The organism is Sneathiella sp. HT1-7 (assembly GCF_020731145.1).
GTDB lineage: Bacteria > Pseudomonadota > Alphaproteobacteria > Sneathiellales > Sneathiellaceae > Sneathiella.
The window spans coordinates 92,419-110,794 of record NZ_JAJFZN010000004.1; the positions used below are offsets into that span (position 1 = coordinate 92,419).

The window sequence follows — 18,376 nt, forward strand, 5'->3', positions numbered from 1 at the left end:
ATCAAAAGCGGATAAATTAACTAGCCCTCTTTTTCAGATAGGTCGGCCATGTACGCTGCTGTATTAAATTCGTGGCCGCTCCTGATGGGGTTGGGCCTGCTGATGATCGGAAACGGCCTGCAACTCAGCCTTGTCGGTATCCGCGCATCCCTGGAAGGATTCCCGGCCGCCGTGACCGGTCTGGTGATGTCCGCCTACTATCTCGGCTTCCTGTTCGGGTCCGTTATCACGCCTAAAATTCTTGCCAACGTCGGCCATGTCCGCGTCTTTGCGGCGCTGGCATCGCTCGCCTCTTCGGCGGCGTTGATCTATGTCGTGTTTGTCGATCCCTTTGTTTGGGGTGCGATGCGGTTTATGACGGGTTTCGCCTTCGCGGGTCTTTATATCGTCTGCGAAAGCTGGCTCAATGACGCGGCGACCAACGAAACACGCGGGCAACTCCTCTCCGTCTATATGATCATCATGATGGGTGGGATGGCACTTGGTCAGGTCTTCCTGAATGTGGCAGACCCCGGTGGTTATTCGCTCTTTATCTTTGTTTCCGTGCTGGTTTCCTTGTCCTTGATCCCGATGGCTCTGACCGCAAACCCGGCGCCCAACTTTACCGCCAGCACCCGACTCAAGCTGAAGGAGCTTTATAACATCTCCCCGCTTGGTGTTGTCGGCATGTGCGCGCAAGGCGTTATCGGCGGTGCCTTCTACGGTATGGCGGCGGTGTATGGTGATAATATCGGTCTGTCTGTTGCGCAAATTTCCAGTTTCATCACGGTGTCCATTATGGGCGGTGTCCTGTTGCAATGGCCTGTTGGGCGGCTTTCGGATAAATTCGATCGACGCATGGTGCTGATGGTCACCACCATGTTAAGCGGCGGCGCCGCCTTGCTTGCAATGTATGCCGGGGAGACGGACAACTTCCTGCTGTTCCTGGGCGCGGTCGCGCTTTTCGGTGGCTTTTCTGTTCCGCTTTACTCTCTCTGTATTGCCTATACCAATGACTATCTGGAACCGGATAAGATGGTTGCGGCCAGCAGCGGCCTGATGTTTGCCAACGGCGTCGGCGCGATTTTCGGCCCACTGATTGTCGGACAGTTCATGACCTTCCTTGGCAGCATGATCTTCTTTGCCTGGATTGCGGGCGCCCATATTGCCATCGGCATATTCGCCATATACCGGATGCAGATAACCCGTGCCATGCCAATGGAGGATCAAGGGGCCTTCGTTGCCATGCCGGTTCGCGCCGGTGCGGCGGTTGCCACGCTTAACCCGGAAACGGAAGAATGGGTCAATGACGAACCCCCGGCTTATAGTGAAGGGGAGGTCGACGAGGATGCGGAACAGACGGAAATCATGGATGACGGCCCCGCCTATGGCTCGAATAATCCCTGAATTTCAATTTTTTAGCTGCTTTTCACCGGAAAACACGATCTAGCGATTGCTGCGCGCGTCAAGGCGGGTTAAAAATCCGTCATGACTGATCATTTGAAAATTGCACTGGCGCAGGCAAACCCGACACTTGGGGATATTGCCGGGAATGTTACGCTCGCCCGGGCCTTTCGCGAAGAGGCTGAAGCCTTTGGTGCGGATATTGTCGTCTATCCTGAATTATTCCTGACGGGATACCCGCCGGAAGACCTGGTTGAGAAGCCGGCTTTTCAGCGTACGGTTCAAGAGGCGATGGAAGAGTTGGTAGAACTCACTCTCGATGGTGGGCCTGCCATGCTGATGAGTGCACCGCTGGTGGAAGACGGCAATCTTTATAATGCCGTTTGCTTATTGGAAGAAGGCAAGATTTCCGCCCGACGCTTCAAGAACAAACTGCCCAATTATGGTGTCTTTGACGAAGTCCGGGTTTTTGATGCCGGGCCTCTTCCCGGGCCAATCCCGTTCAAGGGTGTCCGTCTTGGTGTCATGATATGTGAAGATATGTGGTATCCCGAGGTCGCCGAGTGTCTGAGTGAGACCGGTGCGGAAATGTTGATCGTGCCGAATGGCAGCCCGTATGATCATATGAAGCCTGATGAACGGCTGAACCATGCGATCCACCGGGTGACGGAAACGGGCCTCCCGCTCATATATCTTAACCAAATTGGCGGACAGGATGAACTTGTGTTTGACGGCTCGTCTTTCGTTATGAATGCGGACCGGTCACTTACCGTTCAGATGCCCGGATGGAAAGAGGGGCTTGTTGTAACCGATTGGCGTCGTCAGGAAGACGGGAATTGGAGATGTGAAACAGAAGAGATTACGGAACCCGGTAATGAGCTCGAACAAATCTATCACGCGATGGTTCTGGGCTTAAAAGACTATGTGGAGAAAAACCGCTTTCCCGGTGTTTTGCTGGGTTTGTCTGGCGGAATTGACAGCGCGCTCAGCGCCGCCGTCGCCGTTGATGCCCTCGGCGCGGAACGGGTTCACTGCGTCATGATGCCGTCAAAATACACCTCCACGGAAAGTCTTGATGATGCGGCAGAATGCGCACGCCTTCTGAATGCCACGCTCGATAATATTTCAATTGTGCCCGCAGTCGAGGCATTCGATGTGATGCTGCGCGAACCCTTCGCCGGGTTGGAGCAAGACATCACGGAGGAAAATATCCAGTCACGTATTCGCGGCATGACCCTGATGGCGCTCTCCAACAAGCTCGGCTATATGGTACTGACAACGGGCAACAAGTCGGAAATGTCCGTCGGTTATGCAACGCTCTATGGCGATATGTGCGGCGGCTATTCGGTGCTGAAAGACGTTTACAAAATTACCTGCTTCAAGCTGTCGGAATGGCGTAATACGCATTTCTCACCACTCTTCAAGGGCGCACCTGGGCCAGTGATGCCGCAGAATGTCATCACAAAACCCCCAACAGCGGAACTGCGCGAAGATCAAAAGGACGAAGACAGCCTGCCACCCTATGAAATTCTGGATGGCATTCTTTATGGTCTGGTGGAGAAGGAGAGTTCCTTCGCAGAACTGGTGGAGGCCGGATATGATACCCATACCATCGCTCGCATCCAGAACCTGCTTTATATCGCCGAGTATAAGCGCCGTCAGGCGCCGCCTGGCGTCAAGATTTCCACAAAAAGTTTCGGGCGCGACCGGCGCTATCCAATAACCAACGCCTTTAGAGATAAGCGATAATGACTAAATTACGATTTGCGCCGAGCCCGACAGGGTATTTGCATGTCGGCAATGCACGGCTTGCCCTGATTAACTGGCTGACCGCGAAGAAAGAGGGCGGGGAGATGATCCTCCGTCTCGATGACACGGACGAGGAACGCTCGACCGAGGAATATGCGGACGCCATTCAGGAGGATCTCAAATGGCTCGGGTTGGATTGGTCGGAACTGAAGAAGCAGTCGGACCGAAGCGATGCCTATACTGCCGCGTTCGAAACGCTAAAGGCTGCCGGGCGGCTCTATCCCTGTTATGAAACCGGCGAAGAGCTGGACTATAAGCGCAAGCGGCAGTTGGCCCGCAAACTCCCGCCGATCTATGACCGCACCGCGTTAGACCTGACTGAGGAAGACAAAGCCAAATATGAGGGGGAGGGACGCAAAGCCCATTGGCGTTTCAAGTTGGATCAAGTCGTTATCCGCTGGAAAGACATGGTGCGCGGAACCGTTGAGGTCGATGGCGCCAGCATGTCGGACCCGGTCCTGATCCGCTCCGACGGGCGGCCGCTCTATCATATGCCCTCTGTCGTGGATGACATTGATTTCAAGATCACCCATGTCATCCGCGGGGAGGATCATGTGAGCAATACGGCGCTCCATATCCAGATATTTGAGGCATTGGGCGCGAGCGTGCCGACATTCGGTCATATCCCGCTGCTGACGGGACCGGGTGGGGAGCCCCTTTCCAAACGAGAGGGGAGCCAGAGCCTCCGGGAGATGCGCGGGAACGGGATCGAAGCCATGGCCCTTAACAGCCTGCTTGCCCGTCTTGGCACATCTGACAATGTGGAGATCCGCCATAGTCTTGAGGAAATCGTCGCCGGGTTCGATATAAGCCATTTCAGCCGCGCCGCCGCGAAATTCGATCCGGCGGAGCTGTCCAATCTAAATGCCAAGCTGCTGCATGAGCTTAACTGGGCGGAAGTGAAGGAACGGATCGCCCTTGACGACGCGGACGAGACTTTCTGGCTTGCTATTCGCGGTAACCTCACCACCTTGAAGGATGCCGCGATCTGGTGGCAGGTGATTACCGGACCGATGACCCCGGTGGTCGAGGATGCGGATTTCTTGAGCGCGGCGGCAGAATTGCTGCCCAGCGGGGAGATGACCACGGACAGCTGGAAAGCATGGACAACCGCCGTCAAGGAGAAGACCGGCGCGAAGGGTAAATCGCTGTTTATGCCGCTCCGTCTCGCGCTCACCGGCCAACCGCACGGTCCCGAAATGAACAATTTGTTGCCCCTGATCGGCCGGGAAAATATACTCGCGCGCCTGACCGGCACCGCCGACTGAGTTTGAGGAAGAATAGTGACGCTGCATCTGTACAATACCGCCCATCGACGGAAAGAAGAATTCGTGCCCCTGAAGGAGGGGGAAGTGGGCATGTATGTCTGCGGGCCGACGGTCTATGATTTCGCCCATATCGGCAATGCGCGCCCGGTTGTGATCTTCGACGTTCTGGCGCGACTGCTGCGACATGAGGGCTACAAGCTCACCTACGTCCGCAATATCACCGATGTGGAGGACAAGATCATCGCCGCGGCGGAACAGAATGGCGAGAGCATCGACGAACTGACGACCCGCACAACAAAAGCCTATCACGACGATATGGCGGCACTGAATGCTGAGAAGCCGACCAAGGAACCGCGCGCGACGGAGCATATTGACGGCATGATCCGGATGATCTCGAAATTGATCGAGAAGGGCCACGCCTATGAGGCGGAGGGCCATGTGCTGTTCGACGTGAACAGTATGCCCGACTACGGCAAACTTTCGGGCCGCAACCGCGACGATATGATCGCCGGTGCCCGCGTCGAGGTGGCACCTTATAAAAAAGACCCCGCCGATTTCGTCCTCTGGAAGCCTTCCACCGATGACATGCCGGGATGGGACAGCCCCTGGGGCCGTGGGCGGCCGGGCTGGCATATTGAATGCTCGGTCATGAGCGAGGCGACGCTCGGTATTACGTTTGATATTCATGGCGGCGGCCGCGACCTGATCTTCCCGCATCATGAGAATGAAGTGGCGCAAAGCTGCTGCGCCCATGATGGCGCGCCTTTCGCCCGTTATTGGGTGCATAACGGCTTCCTGACAGTCGAGGGAGACAAGATGTCAAAATCCCTCGGCAATTTCCGTACCGTGCTGGAACTGCTGGAAGAGGCACCGGGGGAAGCCTTACGCCTCAATATGCTGTCTGCCCAGTATCGCCAACCGCTCGACTGGACAGCGGAAGGGGTCAAGCGCGCGAAAGCCAGCCTCGACCGGCTTTACACCGCCCTTCAGCACCTTGAGGATATAGAGGCCGGACCGATTAAACCTGCCGCCGGGGTGATCGCCGCCCTTGAGGATGACCTCAACACGCCACAAGCGCTGACCGAGCTATATGCCCTCGCCGGAGAAGCCAATAAAGCAACGGATGGTGCGGAAAAAGCGCGGATCAAGGGATTGCTGCTTGGGTCGGGTAATCTCTTGGGACTGTTGCAACAATCACCAAAAGAATGGTTCCAAAGTATAACTGTTCATTTAAAGGCAGATTCAATTGAAGCAAGATCAGAGCTTAGCTCACCGGTACTTACATCTGTAATTTCGAAAGAAAATATTGAAACGTTAATTGCCGAGCGCGACGAAGCCAAAAAACAGAAAAACTACAAGCGGGCCGATGAAATCCGCGACAATTTGAAAGCTGCCGGGATTATCCTCGAAGACGGACCGGGCGGCACCACATGGAAGAGAGCATAATGGCACGGGAAAGACTTTATCTTTTTGACACAACGCTGCGCGACGGCGCGCAGACGCAGGGCGTGGATTTCAGTGTCGAAGACAAGACGAATATTGCGAAGGCTCTCGATGCGCTTGGTATTGACTATGTGGAGGGCGGCTGGCCCGGCGCGAATCCCGGCGACACAGCCTTTTTTGCGAACCCGCCAAAACTTGAAAGAGCCACCTTTACCGCCTTTGGCATGACCCGGCGACCGGGGCGCAGTGTCTCCAACGATCCGGGCCTCAGCGCCATTCTCGATGCCAAGACGCCCGCCGTTTGTATCGTCGGCAAGGCCTGGGATTTCCATGTCGATGTCGCCCTCGGCATCAGCCTCGAGGAAAATCTTGAGTTAATCTCTGACAGCATTGCCGAGATCGTCCGACAGGGACGGGAGGCCATGTATGATGCGGAGCATTTCTTCGATGGCTATAAATCGAACCCGGAATTCGCGCTCGCCTGCCTGAAGGCAGCCTACGGCGCGGGTGCCCGCTGGATGGTGCTCTGCGATACCAATGGCGGCACTCTGCCCGATGAAGTAGAGCGGATCGTCACCGAGGTAATCGAGCATATCCCCGGCAGCCATCTTGGTATCCATACCCATAACGACACCGAGAACGCCGTCGCCAACACTCTGATGGCGGTGAAAGCGGGCGTGCGGCAGGTGCAGGGCACATTGAACGGCCTTGGTGAACGCTGCGGCAACGCCAATATCATCTCCCTCATCCCGTCGCTGGTGTTGAAGGAACCGTTCAAATCCATGGTCGATACGGGCATCACGGAAGAGGGGCTGAAAAACGTCACCACTGTATCGCGCCTTCTTGACGATATCCTCAACCGCTCTCCCAATCGACATCAGGCCTATGTCGGATCGTCTGCCTTCGCCCATAAGGGCGGGCTGCATGTCTCCGCGGTGGAGAAGGATCCGAGAACATATGAGCATGTGGAACCCTCCCTCGTCGGGAACAAGCGGCATCTACTCGTCTCCGATCAGGCGGGCCGCTCCAACATCCTCGCCCAGCTACGTGACTTTGGTCTCGATATCGATCCAAAGGACCCGAAAGTCGACCGGATGCTCGAAGAAGTGAAAGAGCGCGAGTTCGAAGGCTTTTCTTACGATGGCGCGCTTGCCAGCTTTGAGTTGATGGCCCGCCGTCGCCTCGGGCAGGTGCCAAAATATTTCGACGTGGAAAGCTTCCGGGTGCAGGTCGAGCGGCGCCATAACGCCAAGGGCGAGTTGCTCTCCGTCTCCGATGCGGTGGTTAAACTCCTTATCGATGGAGAGCGCTATATGTCCGTTGGCGAAGGGAACGGCCCGGTCAACGCCCTCGACAGTGCTCTCCGCAAGGATTTGGGCAAATATTCCGATTATATCGATGATCTTCGTCTCGTCGATTTCAAGGTGCGTATCCTCACCTCGGGCACAGAGGCTGTGACACGGGTTTTGATCGAGAGCACGGACAGCAGCAACAAGCGTTGGTTCACAGTCGGTGTCTCGCCCAATATTGTTGATGCGTCCTTTGCCGCACTGATCGACAGCATCACATACAAGCTTTATTGCGCAGGCGCGCCAGCCAGCGGGAAATAATGTCTCTTCAACCGGCCATTATCCTTGTTGAACCGCAAATGGGCGAGAATATCGGAGCGGCGGCGCGGGCAATGCTGAATTTCGGATTGACCGACCTCCGCCTTGTTGCCCCGCGGGATGGCTGGCCTAATGACAAGGCCGTCGCCATGGCGTCGGGTGCGAATATCGTGCTGGAGAATGCACGGGCATTTGAGACCACTGAGGACGCTATCGCCGATCTCAACCATGTCTATGCGACCACGGCACGCCCCCGCGATGTCATCAAAAAAATCGCAACGCCCCACGCGGCAGCGGCGGAACTGCGCGCTCATGCAAATAAGGGCGCGGCAACAGGAATTCTCTTCGGCAAGGAAAGCGTGGGCCTCTCACGGGAGGATGTGGCGCTCGCCGACAGCATTATTTCGGTGCCGCTCAATCCTGATTTTTCCTCCATCAATCTCGCACAGGCCGTCCTGCTGGTTGGTTATGAATGGTTTCAGGCTGCAGATGATACGCCTCCTGTGCAGGTCCATAACGAGGAACGACCGGCTAACAAGGCGGAGCTTTCTTACCTTTTTGACCGGATCGAGCGGGAACTGGACACACGGGGTTTTTTTGACCCGATTATGCAGCGCAAGCATGTTATCTTGCAAAATATGCGCAATATGTTTCAGAGGCTGGGGCTGATGGAATCTGATGTGCGGGCGTTTCAGGGTATTGTTAAAGGCCTGACCATGAAGCTGAAAGACAAAACAAATGACAGCGATCAGTCATAAGCGCGTAAAAATTGGTGATATCAATCTCCACTATGCCGAATGCGGTTCCGGGAATGAGGAACTCATCCTTATGCTGCACGGCTTTCCGGAATTCTGGTACTGCTGGAAAGATCAACTTCCCGCGCTTGGGGAAAGGTATCATGCCGTCGCGCCAGACATGCGTGGCTATAATCTTTCTGACAAACCGGAAGGCGTGAAGGCGTACCGAATCCACCATCTAATCGGCGATATGGTTGGCCTTGCCGATCATCTGGGGCAGGAAAAGTTCTATCTTGTTGCCCATGACTGGGGAGTTGCCGTCGCCTATGCGATCGCCATTGCATATCCCGAGCGGATTAAGGGCCTGATTGTTATGAATGGCCCGCATCCCTATATTTTCGCCGAATTGCTCAACAATAACGACGAACAGATCAAGCATAGCCAGTATATGGCCTATTTCCAGACGCCGGGTGTCGAGGAAGAAATGCTAAAAGACAACGGCAAATGGCTGATGGACTGGACGTTCAAGCACCTTATCGAGTCCGGCCAGATGTCGTCCGAGGATGAAATGGCCTACCGTACGGCGTGGGCCCAGCCGGGGGCGATGACCGCCATGCTGAACTATTACCGCGCATCGCCGCTTGTCCCGGCGACTTCGGCGACGAAGGGCAGGGGGTCCGGTATGGATCCGGAAAAATTCAAGGTGCATGTTCCGACGCTGATCCTTTGGGGCGATGCGGACCATGCGCTGATAAAAAGTAATATCACGGGCATCGAGAAATTCATCGATGACGTCACCGTCAAAATGCTCCCCGGCGTGACCCATTGGGTCACTCACGAAGCCCCGGAAACCGTCACAGAGGAAATTCTCAGCTTTATTGGCGGGCTGGAATAGAAAAATTATCCAAAATGGATTGACAACAGGCGCCTAAAACCTATTATGCGCGCCTTGTGCAGGCCTCGTCGGCGTGCCTTTTTCCTGAATTAAAAACTGGATCAAGTTTATGAGCAAACGCATTCAAGCGAAATACAAAATCGATCGCCGTATGGGCGAGAACCTCTGGGGCCGTCCGAAAAGCCCTGTTAACCGCCGCGAATATGGACCGGGCCAGCATGGTCAAGGCCGCCGGGGTAAAATCTCCGACTTTGGTATCCATCTCCGCGCGAAGCAGAAACTCAAAGGCTATTACGGCAATATCACCGAAAAAGGTTTCCGTCGCCTGTACGCAGAAGCGACTCGTCTGAAAGGCGATACATCGGAAAACCTCATCGGCTTGTTGGAGCGGCGTCTTGACGCTGTTGTCTACCGCATGAAATTTGTGCCGACCGTTTTCGCGGCCCGTCAGTTCGTCAACCACGGCCATGTCATGGTCAATGGCCGCAAGGTCAATATCGCCTCCTATCAGGTGAAAGTGGGGGACGTGGTTGAAGTCCGCCAGAAATCAAAGCAGATGGCCCTCGTCCTCGAAGCCGCCGACAGCGCCGAACGGGATGTCCCGGAATATATCGAGGTGGATCACAAAGCCATGAAGGGGACCTTTAACGCGATCCCGAAACTGGCCGATGTGCCGTATCCGGTCGTCATGGAGCCGAACCTGATCGTCGAATATTACTCACGTTAGGTTTACTCTATATCGTTGGTGGCTCTGAGCCACCTTCCGAAATTCTTAAAAACCGCGCCAAAATGGGGCGGTTTTTTTGTGTCAAAATTCTACTTGCAATATTATACCTAAATACAACTTATAGGTGATTAACGTTATTCATTTTGAATATTTTGTTGTTTTGGAGAATTGTTATGAAAAAACCAACGAATGGACCCTCATCCCAAAATCAGGGACCCGGCGAAAAACAAAGGCACGGACAACGTCCACGACCAGAGCGGGCCGATCCTTCGGAAATCAAACATAATAATGAAAAAGGGCCTGTCAAAGGCCCGCGCAGAGGGCCTCAGCGTTAAAGTGAATTACAACACAGCGCACCTCACCTTGAGATAAATTAATAAAAGAGAATGGCCGGACGCTTGATAAGCTCTCCGGTCATTCATAAATGTCAAAGCCCGCCGTCGCGCTTTTCATCATTGATGGATTTTTTTACCCGGTGATAGTCATCCACACCGATTAGCAGGCATATCAAAGCAATTGGCAGGAGTGCCCATCCAAGATAGGTAAGCCAGCCGTCTTCCAGCAATTTGAGCAGGGCGATGGACGCGGCAGTCAGGCCGATGGCCGTCCGGAAATAGGCCATGAGGGTACGGCGATTGGCAAGCTCGGTACGGTGTACGGCAAGCTTGAAGGTATCAACGTTGCGCCGATCGGCGACAACTTCTTTTGTCTCACCTGTCATAAACCAGATTCTATCGCAATTTGACGGGATTCAGCAACCACCTAACGCAAACCAAGTTACGGCGCCGGGACATTCTCCGGTAAAATTGTCTGAACAAAAGTTTCGTCACCCTTGATAACTTTCATAATGGTTACGGATTTTGTCGGGATCTGGCTATCGTTTGAAAAGCTGATCTCTCCCGTGATGCCCTTAAAATTCGTGAGGGTGGAAAGAGCCTCGCGGATTGCCTCCACGTCTGTGCTGCCCGCTGCCTCGATTGCGGCAGCGACCAGCTTAACAGTATCATAGCCGAGTGCAGAGAAGGCATCAGGTTCCACATTTGGGAACTTCTTCTTGAAGGCGCTGCGGAAGGCTGTCACCGATGGACTTGTGTTGTCCGCGCTTACATCCGCATGGGTCGTGAAATAGACATTGCTTTCATCGGGAAGGTTTGCCCATTCCGTTCCGATATCAAAACCATCCCCGCTTATAATCGGGACAGTAACACCGGCATTCCGAAGCGCGCGGATTTCATCCACCACCTGATCGGGAGAGGCGGAAAGATAGATAAAGTCTGCTTCGGGGAGCGTCGCAACAGCATCATCAAAGCTATCAGGGCCATAGCCCCGACTAAATAATATATCTCCCCCAAGGTCTTTGAAGCTTTCCTCAAAATATCGCCGGAGAAGCATCGTGTAGGACATATTCTCTTTGTAAAGCACCGCGACATTCGTGAATTTTAACTCATCACGGGCGAAACTGGCGGCGGCGGCGGCCTGAACATTATCGCCATAACAGGCGAGATAGAGAAAGTCCGGCACATCTTGCGGGAGTAGAGGGGACGTTGCCCCGGAAGTGACGAATATCCTTTTATCCTTCGCGGCGGCTTTGGCCGCGGCCAGAACGACATCCGTATCCGACATGCCAATCAACACGGGCATATCAGGATTCTGTGCAATCATTGTAGCCGTTTTCTTGGCAATGACGTCTGTATTCGTCTCCCCATCCTCAATCAGGAGCGTGGCCGGGCGCCCTAGGATACCGCCAGAAGCGTTTATTTCGTCCATGGCGAGCTCTGCCCCTTGCGATGAAGGGATGTCGAGATTGCGTTGCTCTCCGGTGAGATTATAGATTGCTCCGATGGTGGTCATGACAGGCTCCTTCCCGCAGGCAGTAGATACAACCGAGAAAGCGAGCAGGCCTCCCAGAAGCGTTGCGAACTTATTGGTTGTTTTACCCATCATATTTACGCCAATATTAAATTTCTTCAAGCCTTGGATTAATCAAAGAAAGAGGTTCTTCTCTTGCCTGTTCGATAATAACTCGGGAGCCATGGATTTTTACCCTGTTTTCGGCAACCAGACCAAGGGCCAGCGGATAAATTTTATGCTCCTGCTCCAATATTCGGCTGGCAAGACTGTCGGGTGTGTCATCCTGCAGGATGGGTACGGCGGCCTGCGCAATGATCGGCCCGTCATCCATTTCCGGGCGGACATAATGCACGGTGCAGCCGGTAAACCGAGCCCCGGATTCGATGGCCCGCTCATGCACATGCAGCCCCTTGAATGCTGGGAGAAGGGACGGATGGATATTCAGGATACGATCGCGCCAGCGATTGACGAAATCCGCCGTCAAGAGCCGCATAAATCCCGCAAGACAAATCAAATCAACATTCAAATCCGTAAGATATCGGGTGATCTCCGCCTCAAATTCCTCACGGCCGTCAAAGTCGCGGTGATCTATGGTGCGGGTCGGGATACTGTGCTCGGCCGCGAACTTGAGGCCGGCGGCTTCCAGATTGTTGGACAGCACGCATGCTATCTCGGCCGGGAAATTCGGTACCTGACAGGCCCGGACGAGTGATTGCATGTTGGTTCCGCGAGAGGAGATGAAAACCGCGACTTTCAGCTTTGCCAATTTTCTTCCAACCCGTTGATGATGACCTGCTCAGTGTTATCTTCACGTGAAACCAACGCTCCGATCCGGTAAACCGTCTCGCCTGCCGCGCTGAGCATTGCTGTTGCGGCTTCCGCCTTATCCTCGGGGACGACAACAACCATGCCAAGGCCGCAGTTAAAAGTGGTGGCAAGTTCACGCGGCGCAATGTTCCCAAGTTCGGCCAGCCATTTGAACAGCGGGGGCAGGGACCAGCTTGAGGCGTCAATCTCTGCCACAAGTGTCTTCGGCAAGACACGGGGTATATTCTCATAAAGACCGCCACCGGTGATATGGGACAGCGCGTCAATATAACCGGCCCGTATCGCCTCAAGGCAGCTTTTGACATAAATCCGCGTGGGCTCAATCAGGGCATCGCCAAGCGTTACAGCAGAATCAAACGGGGCCGGTGCCGCATAATCGAGATTGAAATCCGCGACAATTCGCCGAACCAACGAAAAACCGTTCGAATGTAAACCGGAAGACGCAAGACCCAGCAGAACGTCCCCTTCGTTGAGGTTATCCGCTTTTAGAAGTAGATCACGTTCCACCGCGCCAACGGTAAATCCCGCCAGATCGTAATCGCCCTTGGCATACATTCCCGGCATTTCCGCTGTTTCCCCGCCGATGAGGGCACAACCAGCCTGTTTACAGCCATCAGCGATTCCCGCAACAATATCCCGTGCCGCCGCGACATCAAGGCCGCCCGTCGCGAAATAATCGAGGAAAAAGAGTGGTTCCGCGCCTTGTACCACCAAATCATTCACACACATCGCCACCAAATCGATGCCGACCGTATCGTGGCGGTTCATATCAATGGCAATTTTTAATTTAGTCCCAACGCCATCCGTCGCGGAAATAAGAAGAGGGTCCTTGAAACCTGCGGCACGGGGGTCAAAAATCGCCCCGAAACCGCCTAAATCTGCGTCTGCGCCGGACCTTCGGGTGGCGGCGGCGAGGGGCTTTATGGCCTCAACAAGTGAGTTTCCGGCCACAATATCGACGCCTGCATCCTTGTAGCTGTAACTTTTTTTGGAGCTATCGGTGTTCATAAGTTATGCTGCACCCAAGTTTATGACTATGATCGGGCCAACATACTTTTTTTCCAGTGGTTTGCAATGACGGATACACAGCTAAATCCAATCTTTTCGCGCCTCCTTGCTATGGCAGTCGCGGTTTTTTGCCTTGCGGGCAGCGTTTCGTTTAGCCATGCCGCGGACAATTTTTACGTTGTCAGGGACATTGCCGTTGATGAAACGGCCTCCTCTGCTTCGGCTGCACGCACAATCGCAGTGCAGAAAGGCCAGAAACGGGCGTTTAATGCCCTGTTACGCCGTTTAGTGCCAGTGCCTTACTATGCAAGCTTACCAGTCCTGGATGATGCGGCGATCACGCCAATGGTCGCTTCGTTTCAGGTGGCCAATGAACGTACCTCGGCGAAACGCTATCTCGCTGACCTGACGTACGAGTTTAAGCGCGACGATATACGTAAGTTGCTACGCAGCAATATGCTGCCTTTTTCCGAATCCTTCGGCAAACCGATCCTGGTGTTGCCTGTTTTCCTGGCCGATGGTCGCGCCTATCTCTGGGACTACCCCAATCCCTGGCGGACGGTATGGATCGATATCATTGATTACGGATTGCGCCCACAGGAGCCGGACAGCCTCCGTGATGACTGGGTACAGCGTTTATTGCGCCCGGTGGTCATTCCATCAGGCAGCCTTGAAGATATGAAGGCCATCGACGCTAGCCAAGCGATGGAGTTGAACGCCACCGCCCTAGATCGGCTTCGCGAAGAGTATGGCGCCGCAGAGGTTGAGGTCATTAGCGCGAGCCTGCGCACTGATACGGACGGCACCCTGTTTCTTGATGTAACACGGAATGTAGTCGGTCAGACAGAACTCGCCACTTTGCAAACCTTTAAAGGCAGCGAGGATGAAGAAGGATTGATGCAGAGCGTCGTATTCGACATTATGGGACGCATGCAGGAGGAATGGAAACAGCAGAATGTTCTCGATTTCAGTATTGAAAACACCTTGGCCGTTACCACAGACATTTCAAGCCTGCCCGATTGGCTTGCGTTGCAGAGCAAGGTAAAGAGCCTGTCTGCAGTCAATGACCTGACAGTCAAGGATCTCAGCGTCAAGCGGGCCTTTTGGCACATTACCTTTGTCGGCAGTATAGACAGGCTAGTTGCGGCGCTTGACCAGCGGGACCTTGCGCTCACGGATCAGGGCGGCTATTGGACACTTAATCAAAAATAGGCGCCCGGTGCGTTAATGCTATCTGATAAAGCGGGGTTTGGTTAAGGCTTTGAATATCCCCAATACGATTACATTGCTCCGGATGATCCTGGTTCCGGTTATTGTCTGGCTGATCCTGGCTAACCAGATGTATGCCGCCTTTATCGCATTTGTGCTTGCTGGACTATCCGATGCGCTTGACGGACTAATCGCCAAGCAGTTTAACCTGGTGACCCCGCTCGGGACCTATCTTGATCCCCTTGCAGACAAGATATTGCTAGTCTCCATCTATGTGACACTGGGGATACAACAGGATCTCCCCAGTTGGCTCGTGATTCTGGTGGTTAGCCGCGATATCCTGATTGTCGGCGCTATAATCCTGACGTTTCTTTTGGAACTGAATGTCACCATCGTGCCATCAAAGCTGAGCAAGCTTAATACGTTCTGCCAGATCAGCCTCGCAGCTGTAGTGCTTGGAAACAAGGGATTCGAGACGGGATACGAAGACGCGATTGAGTTTTTTGTCTATATCGTCGGGGTGACGACGGTTCTTTCCGGGCTTACTTATATCCTGCAATGGTCACAACAAAACACCGAGAAAGCGGAAAATTCATGACGTTAAAGCAACATATGAGATTTTGGGCCATCGCCCTTGTTGTATTTATCATTTTTCTGGTTTTACTCAGCAATATTCTGCTACCTTTCGTTCTCGGGATGGCCGTTGCCTACTTCCTGGATCCCGTCGCGGACCGGATGGAGGAGGTAGGCCTGAACAGGACTGCCGCGACAGCAATCATTATTGGGGTATTCCTGATCTTTGTCATTCTGGCATTGATGCTTCTCGTTCCGGTCATCTTTGAACAGATATTCGGCCTTTTGAATAACCTGCCAACCTATTACCAGAGCCTGCATGATTTCTTCCTGCCGATTATTGACCGTTTTGTCGATATTCCGGCATTGCAGGAAAGCGATGAATTCAAGAACACTATTGGCCAATATGTCGGAGAGGCGGTCAAGGGCCTTGGCTCTCTGTCAAAGAATATTGTCGGCGGCGGGTTGGCTGTGGTCAATATGGTCACTCTTCTGGTTATTACCCCGGTGGTTGCCTTCTATCTCCTCCGGGACTGGGATCATATTATTGCGCGTATCAACAGCTGGCTGCCCCGCAAGAATGCCCATCAAGTCCGCAAGTTAGCACAGCAAATTGATGATGTACTGGCTGGGTTCGTGCGTGGACAATCGACGGTCTGTCTGTTGCTGGCTATCTATTATGGCGTCGCACTGATGGCGACTGGCCTTGAGTTCGGACTGGTCATCGGGATTATCACCGGCCTTATCTCCTTCATTCCCTTTGTTGGCGCGATTATCGGTTTTATTGCATCGGTCGGCGTGGCCTTGGTCCAGTTCTGGCCTGATTTCATCATGATCGGCATTGTCGGGGCAATTTTTGTCGTCGGGCAGGTTCTGGAGGGATACGTGCTGACCCCCAATCTCGTTGGAGAAAAGGTCGGGCTGCATCCGGTGTGGGTCATGTTCGGCCTACTCGCAGGCGGCAGCCTGTTCGGTTTCGTCGGCGTCTTGCTTGCTATTCCCATGGCAGCCGTGGTCGGCGTTGTCAGCAGATTTGCGATTGACCAGTATCTGCAAAGCCCTTTATATGGCGCGCCACCACCCGCACAAGCCGATCCTGATGAGTTTCCTGAGGATTAATATGCAACCCTCTCAAATTCCGATGAATTTCGAGTTTCGTGCCGCCACGGGACGAGAGGATTTTCTCGTCACGCCCGCGAATGAGGAGGCGGTCGCCTGGATTGATAAATGGCCGGACTGGCCGGTTCGATCCCTGCTGCTCGTCGGGCCATCCGGTGCAGGAAAAACTCATCTTGCCCATGTTTGGCAAACACGGACTGACGCCAGGATTATCACGGCGGCGGAGCTTGATCATTTCGACATAGAGAAATTCAGTACGCTTGCGGCCCACCCGCTAATTATGGAAAATGCCGGAGCGGGCCTGAAGGAAGACGCCTTGTTCCATCTTTTCAATTTGATACAGGAAAAGGGCGGCAGTCTGCTGATCACCGCAACGACGGCGCCAGGTGCCTGGAACCTCACACTTAAAGATCTTTCCTCCCGTCTTGGGACGGTGCCGGTGGCGCGTATTCAAGAGCCGGATGATGCGTTGTTTGCGGCACTTGTCATCAAGCTTTTTTCTGACAGGCAGCTTGCTGTCACACCGGATGTCGTTCAGTATATCACGCAGCGGCTAGAACGGTCTTTTGCCGAAGCCCGTCGGTTTGTAACGCGCCTTGATAACAGCGCGCTTGCCAAAAAACGAAAAATTACGATTTCGCTGCTCCGCGAAGTCTTCAAGGAAGAGCAAGGATAAGAAAATGGATTTAGGAATTTCAGGAAAATGGGCAATTGTCTGCGCCTCCAGTAAGGGACTTGGTCGCGGCTGTGCGGAAGCATTGGCCGCCGAAGGCGTTAATCTGGTTATTACAGCAAGAACCAAAAGTACGCTGGAAGAAACGGCCGACCATATTCGCGCGATTTCCCCGGTGCAAATAAAAGCAATCGCCGGTGACATAACTTCGCCTGAAGGCCGCGCGGAAGTGTTAGAGGCCTGCCCAGAACCGGACATCCTGATCAATAACGCCGGGGGACCGCCAACCGGTGATTTTCATGACTGGACACTCGATGACTGGCAGAAGGCGCTGAACGCCAATATGCTCACCCCGATCGAACTGATCAAGGCAACGGTCGACGGAATGCGGGCACGCAAATTCGGACGCATTATCAATATTACCTCAAGTGCGGTGAAGGCCCCGATTGATATTCTTGGCCTTTCCAATGGCGCTCGGGCAGGGCTGACCGGTTTTGTCGCCGGGATCGCCCGCAAGACAGTCATCGATAATGTGACCATCAATGGCCTGTTGCCCGGCCCGTTCGATACAGATCGCCTGCGCGGTAATTTTGAGGCTGTCTCCAAATCAAGCGGTCGCCCCTTGGAAGATATCCGCAAAGAACGCGCCGCTGGCAATCCCGCCGGACGTTTCGGCACGGCAGAGGAGTTCGGTGCGGCCTGTGCCTTTCTATGCAGCGATAAAGCGGGCTTCATTACAGGGCAAAATATATTATTGGATGGCGGCGCTTTCCCGGGTACATTGTAAGATAGCAAGCAACCGGAGGTAATTAACATGCGAACTCTGACACTTTCTATCAGTCTGCTCATCACCCTTCTGTTGATCATCGCGCCGGCACGGGCCGATGTAACTGGTATCTGGTCCACGGTAGAGGGGAGAAGCCACGTAAAAATAGAGCCTTGCGGAGATAAGTTCTGCGGAAAGATTGTCTGGTTGAAAGAACCACTGACAGAAGCCAAGGTTGATAAGACGGACATGAAGAATGAAGATCCCAAACTGCAGGGACGTAAAATTCTCGGGCTTCCTCTGCTGGAAGGCTTTGAGCCGGACGGTGAGAATGAATGGGATGACGGGACAATCTATAACCCGGAAGACGGAAAAACCTATTCCTCATCCCTGACGTTGGTGAACCCGACCACCCTTGATGTAAAGGGCTGCGTCCTGTTCTTTTGTAAAACACAAACCTGGACAAAAGTTAAATAGACT

General features: G+C 53.8%; 18 protein-coding genes. 14 read left to right on the plus strand and 4 right to left on the minus strand.

All coding sequences use genetic code 11. The features are described 5' to 3' along the window. Positions 1–84: 84 nt before the first annotated feature. From LKE13_RS14025 to rpsD, 8 genes are all read left to right on the plus strand, one after another. Positions 85–1,386: an MFS transporter gene (locus LKE13_RS14025; RefSeq protein WP_227952012.1), complete on the plus strand. Its 1,302-nt coding sequence runs from the start codon at positions 85–87 to the stop codon at positions 1,384–1,386. An 81-nt stretch (positions 1,387–1,467) separates the two neighbouring features. Then, positions 1,468–3,132, plus strand: coding sequence for an NAD+ synthase (locus LKE13_RS14030; RefSeq protein WP_227952013.1), 1,665 nt, complete (start codon positions 1,468–1,470; stop codon positions 3,130–3,132). Next, entirely contained in the window at positions 3,132–4,460 is a 1,329-nt protein-coding gene (gltX, locus tag LKE13_RS14035; protein WP_227952014.1) for a glutamate--tRNA ligase, read from the plus strand. Before LKE13_RS14030 ends, gltX begins: the two co-directional genes overlap by 1 nt. A gap of 15 nt (positions 4,461–4,475) precedes the next feature. Beyond that, the gene (gene cysS / locus LKE13_RS14040) at positions 4,476–5,906 is read left to right on the plus strand and encodes a cysteine--tRNA ligase (protein ID WP_227952015.1); all 1,431 of its coding nucleotides are present in this window, start codon (positions 4,476–4,478) and stop codon (positions 5,904–5,906) included. After that, the gene (gene cimA / locus LKE13_RS14045) at positions 5,906–7,513 is read left to right on the plus strand and encodes a citramalate synthase (RefSeq protein WP_227952016.1); all 1,608 of its coding nucleotides are present in this window, start codon (positions 5,906–5,908) and stop codon (positions 7,511–7,513) included. The genes cysS and cimA overlap by 1 nt, the downstream gene beginning before the upstream one ends. Further along, positions 7,513–8,268 (plus strand): RNA methyltransferase, encoded by a 756-nt coding sequence (locus LKE13_RS14050; protein ID WP_227952017.1) that lies wholly within the window; start codon positions 7,513–7,515, stop codon positions 8,266–8,268. Before cimA ends, LKE13_RS14050 begins: the two co-directional genes overlap by 1 nt. Then, positions 8,249–9,142 carry an alpha/beta fold hydrolase gene (locus LKE13_RS14055; RefSeq protein WP_227952018.1) on the plus strand — a complete coding sequence of 298 codons (894 nt, stop codon included), beginning with the start codon at positions 8,249–8,251 and terminating at the stop codon, positions 9,140–9,142. The genes LKE13_RS14050 and LKE13_RS14055 overlap by 20 nt, the downstream gene beginning before the upstream one ends. 109 nt (positions 9,143–9,251) lie before the next feature. After that, positions 9,252–9,869 carry a 30S ribosomal protein S4 gene (gene rpsD / locus LKE13_RS14060; RefSeq protein ID WP_227952019.1) on the plus strand — a complete coding sequence of 206 codons (618 nt, stop codon included), beginning with the start codon at positions 9,252–9,254 and terminating at the stop codon, positions 9,867–9,869. 427 nt (positions 9,870–10,296) lie between these two features. Here the strand turns inward: rpsD and LKE13_RS14065 are convergent, their stop codons facing one another. The 4 genes from LKE13_RS14065 to purM are packed head-to-tail and all read right to left on the minus strand — an operon-like array spanning position 10,297 to position 13,556. Beyond that, positions 10,297–10,590 carry a DUF202 domain-containing protein gene (locus LKE13_RS14065; RefSeq protein WP_227952020.1) on the minus strand — a complete coding sequence of 98 codons (294 nt, stop codon included), beginning with the start codon at positions 10,588–10,590 and terminating at the stop codon, positions 10,297–10,299. A 56-nt stretch (positions 10,591–10,646) separates the two neighbouring features. After that, positions 10,647–11,813, minus strand: coding sequence for an ABC transporter substrate-binding protein (locus LKE13_RS14070; protein WP_227952021.1), 1,167 nt, complete (start codon positions 11,811–11,813; stop codon positions 10,647–10,649). Positions 11,814–11,826: 13 nt separating this feature from the next. Then, the gene (gene purN / locus LKE13_RS14075) at positions 11,827–12,486 is read right to left on the minus strand and encodes a phosphoribosylglycinamide formyltransferase (RefSeq protein ID WP_227952023.1); all 660 of its coding nucleotides are present in this window, start codon (positions 12,484–12,486) and stop codon (positions 11,827–11,829) included. After that, on the minus strand, positions 12,474–13,556 hold the full coding sequence (gene purM / locus LKE13_RS14080; protein WP_227952024.1) for a phosphoribosylformylglycinamidine cyclo-ligase: 1,083 nt from the start codon (positions 13,554–13,556) through the stop codon (positions 12,474–12,476). Before purM ends, purN begins: the two co-directional genes overlap by 13 nt. Before the next feature lie 66 nt (positions 13,557–13,622). On the opposite strand from purM, the gene LKE13_RS14085 reads away from it, so the two are divergent. Genes LKE13_RS14085 through LKE13_RS14110 form a run of 6 tightly spaced genes read left to right on the plus strand, consistent with a single transcriptional unit; the run spans position 13,623 to position 18,373 of the window. Beyond that, positions 13,623–14,768, plus strand: coding sequence for a DUF2066 domain-containing protein (locus tag LKE13_RS14085; RefSeq protein WP_227952025.1), 1,146 nt, complete (start codon positions 13,623–13,625; stop codon positions 14,766–14,768). A 49-nt stretch (positions 14,769–14,817) separates the two neighbouring features. Then, a complete protein-coding gene (locus LKE13_RS14090; RefSeq protein ID WP_227952026.1) occupies positions 14,818–15,363 on the plus strand; it encodes a CDP-alcohol phosphatidyltransferase family protein in 546 nt (181 codons plus the stop codon). Then, positions 15,360–16,457 carry an AI-2E family transporter gene (locus LKE13_RS14095; RefSeq protein ID WP_227952028.1) on the plus strand — a complete coding sequence of 366 codons (1,098 nt, stop codon included), beginning with the start codon at positions 15,360–15,362 and terminating at the stop codon, positions 16,455–16,457. The genes LKE13_RS14090 and LKE13_RS14095 overlap by 4 nt, the downstream gene beginning before the upstream one ends. Position 16,458: 1 nt before the next feature. Beyond that, on the plus strand, positions 16,459–17,133 hold the full coding sequence (locus LKE13_RS14100; protein WP_227952030.1) for an HdaA/DnaA family protein: 675 nt from the start codon (positions 16,459–16,461) through the stop codon (positions 17,131–17,133). Positions 17,134–17,137: 4 nt separating this feature from the next. Continuing rightward, positions 17,138–17,917, plus strand: a complete 780-nt coding sequence (locus tag LKE13_RS14105) for an SDR family oxidoreductase (protein WP_227952032.1) — start codon at positions 17,138–17,140, stop codon at positions 17,915–17,917. A gap of 27 nt (positions 17,918–17,944) precedes the next feature. Continuing rightward, positions 17,945–18,373 (plus strand): DUF2147 domain-containing protein, encoded by a 429-nt coding sequence (locus LKE13_RS14110; protein WP_227952033.1) that lies wholly within the window; start codon positions 17,945–17,947, stop codon positions 18,371–18,373. Positions 18,374–18,376 lie beyond the last annotated feature (3 nt).

Excerpts from the sequence above, each read along its gene's own strand:
- LKE13_RS14095 (WP_227952028.1), top strand. The coding sequence starts at position 15,360 with ATGACGTTAAAGCAACATATGAGATTTTGGGCCATCGCCCTTGTTGTA.
- LKE13_RS14085 (WP_227952025.1), top strand. The coding sequence starts at position 13,623 with ATGACGGATACACAGCTAAATCCAATCTTTTCGCGCCTCCTTGCTATG.
- LKE13_RS14105 (WP_227952032.1), top strand. The coding sequence starts at position 17,138 with ATGGATTTAGGAATTTCAGGAAAATGGGCAATTGTCTGCGCCTCCAGT.
- purM (WP_227952024.1), bottom strand. The coding sequence starts at position 13,556 with ATGAACACCGATAGCTCCAAAAAAAGTTACAGCTACAAGGATGCAGGC.
- LKE13_RS14030 (WP_227952013.1), top strand. The coding sequence starts at position 1,468 with ATGACTGATCATTTGAAAATTGCACTGGCGCAGGCAAACCCGACACTT.
- LKE13_RS14025 (WP_227952012.1), top strand. The coding sequence starts at position 85 with ATGGGGTTGGGCCTGCTGATGATCGGAAACGGCCTGCAACTCAGCCTT.
- LKE13_RS14110 (WP_227952033.1), top strand. The coding sequence starts at position 17,945 with ATGCGAACTCTGACACTTTCTATCAGTCTGCTCATCACCCTTCTGTTG.
- LKE13_RS14100 (WP_227952030.1), top strand. The coding sequence starts at position 16,459 with ATGCAACCCTCTCAAATTCCGATGAATTTCGAGTTTCGTGCCGCCACG.
- LKE13_RS14055 (WP_227952018.1), top strand. The coding sequence starts at position 8,249 with ATGACAGCGATCAGTCATAAGCGCGTAAAAATTGGTGATATCAATCTC.
- cimA (WP_227952016.1), top strand. The coding sequence starts at position 5,906 with ATGGCACGGGAAAGACTTTATCTTTTTGACACAACGCTGCGCGACGGC.
- gltX (WP_227952014.1), top strand. The coding sequence starts at position 3,132 with ATGACTAAATTACGATTTGCGCCGAGCCCGACAGGGTATTTGCATGTC.
- LKE13_RS14070 (WP_227952021.1), bottom strand. The coding sequence starts at position 11,813 with ATGATGGGTAAAACAACCAATAAGTTCGCAACGCTTCTGGGAGGCCTG.
- LKE13_RS14050 (WP_227952017.1), top strand. The coding sequence starts at position 7,513 with ATGTCTCTTCAACCGGCCATTATCCTTGTTGAACCGCAAATGGGCGAG.
- LKE13_RS14065 (WP_227952020.1), bottom strand. The coding sequence starts at position 10,590 with ATGACAGGTGAGACAAAAGAAGTTGTCGCCGATCGGCGCAACGTTGAT.
- rpsD (WP_227952019.1), top strand. The coding sequence starts at position 9,252 with ATGAGCAAACGCATTCAAGCGAAATACAAAATCGATCGCCGTATGGGC.